General features: G+C 41.1%; 5 protein-coding genes and 1 tRNA gene. 1 reads left to right on the plus strand and 5 read right to left on the minus strand.

What is annotated here, in order from left to right; all coding sequences use genetic code 11:
• Positions 1–116 precede the first annotated feature (116 nt).
• Complete coding sequence (locus WBA23_RS17455; RefSeq protein WP_424583569.1) at positions 117–869, minus strand: SH3 domain-containing protein; 753 nt, start codon at positions 867–869, stop codon at positions 117–119.
• Positions 870–949: 80 nt separating this feature from the next.
• On the opposite strand from WBA23_RS17455, the gene WBA23_RS17460 reads away from it, so the two are divergent.
• Positions 950–1,025 (plus strand) — tRNA-Lys (locus WBA23_RS17460).
• A gap of 160 nt (positions 1,026–1,185) precedes the next feature.
• Here WBA23_RS17460 and WBA23_RS17465 read toward each other — a convergent pair.
• The 4 genes from WBA23_RS17465 to WBA23_RS17480 all read right to left on the minus strand — a co-directional run bounded on the left by WBA23_RS17465 (position 1,186) and on the right by WBA23_RS17480 (position 6,055).
• Positions 1,186–2,637, minus strand: coding sequence for an ATP-binding protein (locus WBA23_RS17465; RefSeq protein ID WP_424583570.1), 1,452 nt, complete (start codon positions 2,635–2,637; stop codon positions 1,186–1,188).
• 74 nt (positions 2,638–2,711) lie between these two features.
• Positions 2,712–3,170, minus strand: coding sequence for a response regulator (locus WBA23_RS17470; protein WP_424583571.1), 459 nt, complete (start codon positions 3,168–3,170; stop codon positions 2,712–2,714).
• Complete coding sequence (locus tag WBA23_RS17475) at positions 3,167–4,660, minus strand: sensor histidine kinase (protein ID WP_424583572.1); 1,494 nt, start codon at positions 4,658–4,660, stop codon at positions 3,167–3,169. Before WBA23_RS17475 ends, WBA23_RS17470 begins: the two co-directional genes overlap by 4 nt.
• A gap of 42 nt (positions 4,661–4,702) precedes the next feature.
• Positions 4,703–6,055 (minus strand): sigma-54-dependent transcriptional regulator, encoded by a 1,353-nt coding sequence (locus WBA23_RS17480; RefSeq protein WP_424583573.1) that lies wholly within the window; start codon positions 6,053–6,055, stop codon positions 4,703–4,705.
• Between the last annotated feature and the right edge of the window lie 291 nt (positions 6,056–6,346).

Genomic DNA, 6,346 nt, shown 5'->3' on the forward strand with positions numbered 1-6,346 from the left:
GTGTTATGGTGTTATGGTGTTATGGTGTTATGGTGTTATGGTGTTATGGTGTTATGGTGTTATGGTGTTATGGTGTTAATAAGTTACTTAACTTTCATAAACACTATGACATTACTTTAAATTGGCCGGAGATTACCTTGGCGGATGTAGGCAGTTTCTCCGTTCCACTCAATTTTTGCCCAAACGTCATCTTCGCCCTCTACCCGCACCCGGTGTCCTTTCTCGCTAATATAAATCACATCAGCCCCCGACGAAGGGCCATTCATAATGGGAACGTAGTCGTTCATAATGATCGCTAATGAAGGACCAACCGAATAGTTGGTAACGTAAAATAATAGACCGATAGCTACTAGCATACTCAATTGCAATCCGTAGCGGCGAGATTGATTCTCTGGTTTTCGGAAAGCTGCATACGCTAGAAGTGCTAACAATAGCGCACTAACTCCGAAGATGATAAAGTACCGATATTTGCGAAGCAGGTTGTAGAAGAGATCGTAATCGGTGTACTCAAACCCCCGCAGTTGGTGCTCAGCAGAAAGTTCTTGCATCTTCTCAATAGCCAGTTCGTCCGATGTAGCCTGATAGTACTCATTCAAATAGTAGAGTGCCTCACTGTATTCATTTAAACTCTCTTGAATAAAAGCCATTTTAAGTAGCATTGCGGGCGAAGCTTGCTGCTCCTCATAAAACAGTTGCTCGTACAGCCGGAAAGATTCCGTATACTGCCGCAGTTCGTACAGTGAATCAGCCTCAGCAATTAAAGGATCAACCGGCGTATCTGCCCAAACTATTTGAGTTCCAATGATGTTGAAATAACCTAACAGCGAGGTAAGTATAAATTTGCGAAGTACCTTTTGGAAATTCATCATGAGCCTCTTACCTTTGCATCGCAATTAAGGGATTCGCAGTTAGAAAAGCAATCGCTCGGCGATCCGATCCTGTTGCATTAGAATCAGTAGCTCAGCTGGTAGAGCAACGCCCTTTTAAGGCGTGGGTCCTGGGTTCGAGCCCCAGCTGATTCACCAAAAGCCATTCAACTTAGGTTGAGTGGCTTTTTTCATTATGAGCTATTATAGATAACTTAGAATAAAAAGCGCATTCAATTCACTCTGCTTATTAGCCTCCGAATAGCGACTCTTAGTAGCACTGCATAATCTAAAATTCCCGAAGCTAAATATTTGATTATTAGAATTCTTTTTCCTTAGGAAAAGCAATAGTAAAGCAAGTACCTTGGTGCAGTTTGCTATCTACCGATATTTTAGCGTGGTGGCTGTTGATAATATTCTGCGTAGAGGTAAGCCCTAACCCCATTCCACCGCGTTTGCCAGTGTGGAAAGCATCAAAAAGCTTGTCCAGGTCTGAAGTAGCAATACCGCATCCGTTGTCCTGTATCGCAACATACTCATTTTGATCGTCTTGCCAAGTTTCTAGCATAATCTGACCGGTTTTTGGCGTAACGGCTTCTATAGCATTATTTATAATATTAAGCAGTGCCATTATTAACTTATCCTGATCTAATAGAATAGCTTCTAGCTGATCGTTGAGTTTAACTTCAACTTGTACTTCTTGCAGTTTCACTCGGTCGGCGGTAATCTCTAATGTTTTTTCTACTACATTATTCAAAGAGCCCGGTTGGAGAACAAGTTGAGAAGGCTTGGATGAATTGAGCATCGCGGTAATAAGCTCATTAATGCGTTTTGTATTCCGATGAATAATATCTACATAAACTGCTAGATCATCCCGTTCTTTAATTTCGGTACTAAATTGCTCTAATGATAAATTGATATTAGTTAGTGGATTACGTACCTCATGCGCAATGCTACGAGCAATATTGGCAGTCATCATCATTTTCTCCAAACGAATTAGCTCCTGTTGTACCTTCTGCTTTTCAGAAATATCAGTGATAATACCCTGGTAGCCCAACAGGTTTTGTTCAGAGTCTACCAAGCGAGCTGCTGATAGGTTACAAGCGACTATATGTTGGTTTTTATGCTTTAGTTTGGTCTCAAAATCAATAACCCTTCCTTCCGTGGTTAGTGCCTGATACAGGCGAGGGTACTCATCGGCGGAAGCAAAAAGATCTTTAAGCGATAACCTCTGAAGCTCGGGCAATGCGTAGCCAAAAAGCTTTTCCATTGCATTGTTGGTATTGATAAATAGGTCTTCCTTGTTAGTAATGTAAATAGCATTGACCGACTGCTCAAATAACGCCCGGTACTTCTGTTCCTGGGCGAAAAGTTTATGTACAATCCGAGCATTATTAAGCGCGTACCGAATGCTACGCTCAATAATCATAGTATTTAGTCCGTCTTTTACTAAGTAGTCAGCGGCGCCCATTTGCATCGCTTGATGGTCAATTTCAGCAAAACCCTTTCCGGTGAGCATAATAATTGGGCTACGAACTCCGCGCTCAATTCCTGCTTTCAGTAAGTCTAATCCGCTTTTTTCGCCTAAGCGATAGTCAATAAGGTAAACGTCGAAATTATCCTGCTCTAACTCTCGAATTGCATTATCGTAGTTGTCTACCCATACAATTGAAAAATCAACATTTTTAATGTCTAAAAGCAGATCTCGCGTAATGATATAATCATCTTCGTCGTCATCTATCAATAACATGGATATTTTCTCATTTTGCATGGGCTATCGGGTCATATTACGTAAACAATTCGTATATTATCTAAGCAAATTCTAGAGAGGTAAAAAACAATTAATCAGGTTTTTTTTCGGTTGGGAAGTTCAACAATACCTAGCCAGTAGTTCCCAATTGCTTTTGTTACCCTCACTAAATCTTCAAAAGTAACTGGTTTGGTAATAAATGAGCTAACTCCCAAATCGTAGGTCTTAAAAATATCTTCTTCCGCCTTGGAAGTTGTTAGCACAATTACCGGAATATGTTTTAGCTTAGGATGGGCCTTAATTTCAGCTAATGCCTCTCGTCCATCTTTACGAGGCATATTAAGATCGAGCAAAATAAGACCGGGCTCAGGCGCATTATCATCATTATATTTTCCCCGATGTTGCAGGTAGTCCATTAACTCCTCGCCATCCTCCACAAAATGTAAATCGTTGGCTAAGTAGTTTTCCTCTAGCGCGTCTTTAGTTAGAATGCGGTCGTCGGGATCATCGTCAGCCATTAGAATGGTGATCGTCGGATAACTTTTTTCACTCATAATTGCATAGTTTGTTGTAGAGGTAGCACCATGTGAAAACTTGCCCCTTTCCCCACTTCGCTGGTAGCGAAAATATCACCTTGGTGGTTATCAATAATTTTACGGCAAATGGCAAGTCCAATACCCGTACCTGGATAGCTATTGCGCCCGTGCAACCGCTGAAAAATATTAAAAATCCGATCTAAGTACTTCTCTTCAAATCCAATTCCATTATCCTGAACGATAACCTCTCGAGGATTATTCAGCTGATTGTGTGATCCGACTAAATCAGCAGACAGCTCTCTTGATGTGATTTTGATATGTGGGGCTACACCTTCTCTCCTAAACTTAATAGCATTGCTTATCAGATTTTGAAAGAGCTGACGTAGCTGAGTGGCTTCGCCTTCTAACGTAGGTAACTCGCCTACCTCTACGGTTGCTGCTGATTCTTCAATAGACGTTTCCATATCAGCCAACACTTCATCAATTAGTTGGTTTAAGTCTATTTCCTCAAATCCATTCTGAATTCGTCCTACGCGAGAATACTTTAATAAATCATCAATGAGCACTTGCATGCGCTGAGCAGCGTTCTGCATCCGGGCAAAATAGTCCTGACCGGTATCATCTAACTGGTTAGCGTAGCGCGTAGTAATTCGATCGCCGAAAGCCCGTATTTTACGAAGCGGTTCCTGTAAGTCGTGCGATGCTACGTAAGCAAACTGCTCTAAACTTTCTTGAGTGCTTTCTAGTGCATACAGTTTATTACGGAGTTCATCTTCCGATAAACTAAATACACCAATATCTTCGGTAACAATCAAACTGCCAAAAACAGTGCTTGTATGTTCGTAAACTGGTACAAAAGAAACGCGGTAGATGGTATTGTCGCCTGTGATCTCCCGACGGACTGTTTCCTGTTTAAAATTTTTCTTACAATTATTTCTAATATCACTAAGTTCGGAGGGCTCCAGCTTATCTCGCAGGTTGGTGCCGGTTTCAAGCGTAGAATCTAAACCGAAGGCTTTTAGTGGGTTACCTTTACTGATTTGCACGTTAAGCTGACGATCCACCAATATTAAGTCTAGGTTGGGTAGTGCTCGCACCAGCGCCTGATACAATCCCTCGTTCCGCGCCTTCTCTTCCAGAAGCTGCTTATATTCACCAATATCCGTAAACTGTACTACCAGATTGGTGCCCAACCGAAAGGCATGATCTCTAAACCAAGTATTAAGTCCGCCGTCTTGATAGTGAAATTCTGAGCGAAAGCCTTCACCACTTTCTAGTACTCGCACATATCGCTTGAATATCTCACTACCTTTCAGGGTAGGAAAAACTGTGAGCAGGGTTTTACCGATGATCTGCTGGTTTTGCTGATTAATTAATCGCAGTGCAGAACGGTTAGCCTGTTCATATTTAAAATCAATAATTTCCCCTTGCTGATTTCGAACCGGACTAAATACGAGAATACCGTTTTCGATCGCCTCGAGTAGATCACTAAGAAAAGCTTCACTCATAGTTGAAAAAATGAACGTTGGCGGGAAGTAACAGAGGTCTGACTAGAGATCTATATTATATGACTTCATTTTATTATACAGCGTTTTACGATCAATTTTTAATACGTTGGCCGCTTTGGTTTTATTATACCCAGTTTTTTCTAGCACACTAATGATTGCATCGCGCTCGGCTATCTTGGAAACTGACTTCAAATTATCTGGTTCGGTAACGGCATCTTCAGTGGCAATGTCGTCAAAATAAGCGGGGGTTTTAATTTCTTCCGGTAAGCAGTCCGCCGTAATTAAATCGCCTTGCGCCAATAGTACTGCTCGCTTTACTACGTTGTGTAGTTCGCGCAGATTACCGTGCCAAAAATAGGCTTTCATTTTTTGCATCACCTCATCCTCAAAGCCTTCTACCGACTTATCAAGCTCACGATTGGAATTTTCGAGAAAGTACTGAGCAAAAAGTTTGATATCCGCCTTGCGCTCCCGAAGCGGCGAAAGCTCAATTCTAAACTCATTGAACCGATGATACAGGTCTTCTCGAAAATCGCCCTTCTTCACTGCATCAGAGAGGTTTTCATTGGTAGCCACAATAACGCGCACATCAATGGGAATATCTTTGGTACTACCCAGCTTCTTGATTTTCCGCTCCTGGATAACACGCAGTAGTTTTATCTGATTTTCGTACGATAGGTTACCGATCTCATCCAAAAATAGGGTGCCACCGTTGGCCGTCTCAAAACTACCGGTTTTGTCGTTCATAGCACCGGTAAATGAACCCTTTACGTGTCCAAATAATTCTGATCCGGCTAGGTCTTTGGGTAGCGCACCACAATCTATAGCAACAAAAGGTTTTTCTTTTCGCTTACTGTAGTTATGTACTTCGTTAGCTACAAATTCTTTTCCGGTTCCGGTTTCGCCCTGAATAATCACTGACATATCGGTGGGGGCGATTAGGCGAATATGCTGCATTACTTGCCGAGACTGAGGGCTTTCGCCCGTAACAAACCGCGCTACTTTAGGGGCTTTCTCAGTTTTGGTATTAGATTTCTTGCTAGCTATTGCCTGCTTAATTGTAAGCAGAATTTCATCGGGGTAGAGTGGCTTAGTAACGTAATCATACGCTCCTAGCTTAATTGCTTTTACGGCTATTTTTACGTCAGAATAGCCCGTAATTACAATAATAGCCGCTTCGGGGTTAATAATTTTGATTCGAGGAATCAATTCTATCCCTGTAGTATCGGGCAATTTAAAATCACAGAGTATTAGATTGTATGCTTCTTCCTTAGTAGCATCTAGGGCTTCATCTCCCGTGCTAGCAGTGGTTGTTTCAAATCCGTTTTTAGTTAAGAATTTATCAAGTAACAACCTGATATCCTGATCATCATCTACTATTAAAACTTTACTCATTGAGTAGGTCAGAAAAATCGTTCGTGATTAGAAAAATGTAAATATACTCCGCTAAGATAGCTATTTTTCCTATCTAGTAATAATTCAAAAACAAAGGCAATTGTTTAAAGACGTGAATTATAGGTTCAATTCGGATAGTATTTGTGAGATATTTTTTCGGCTGAAGGGCTTCGCTATAAAATGATCAAATTGTTGACCTTGTTTCTTTATTTGCTCTAATACACTTCCGTGCGCACTAATCATTACTATTTTAGCATCCCGATACTGGTCTTTAATAAGCGGAATTAGATG

The organism is Tunicatimonas sp., assembly GCF_049647865.1.
Lineage (GTDB): Bacteria > Bacteroidota > Bacteroidia > Cytophagales > Cyclobacteriaceae > Tunicatimonas.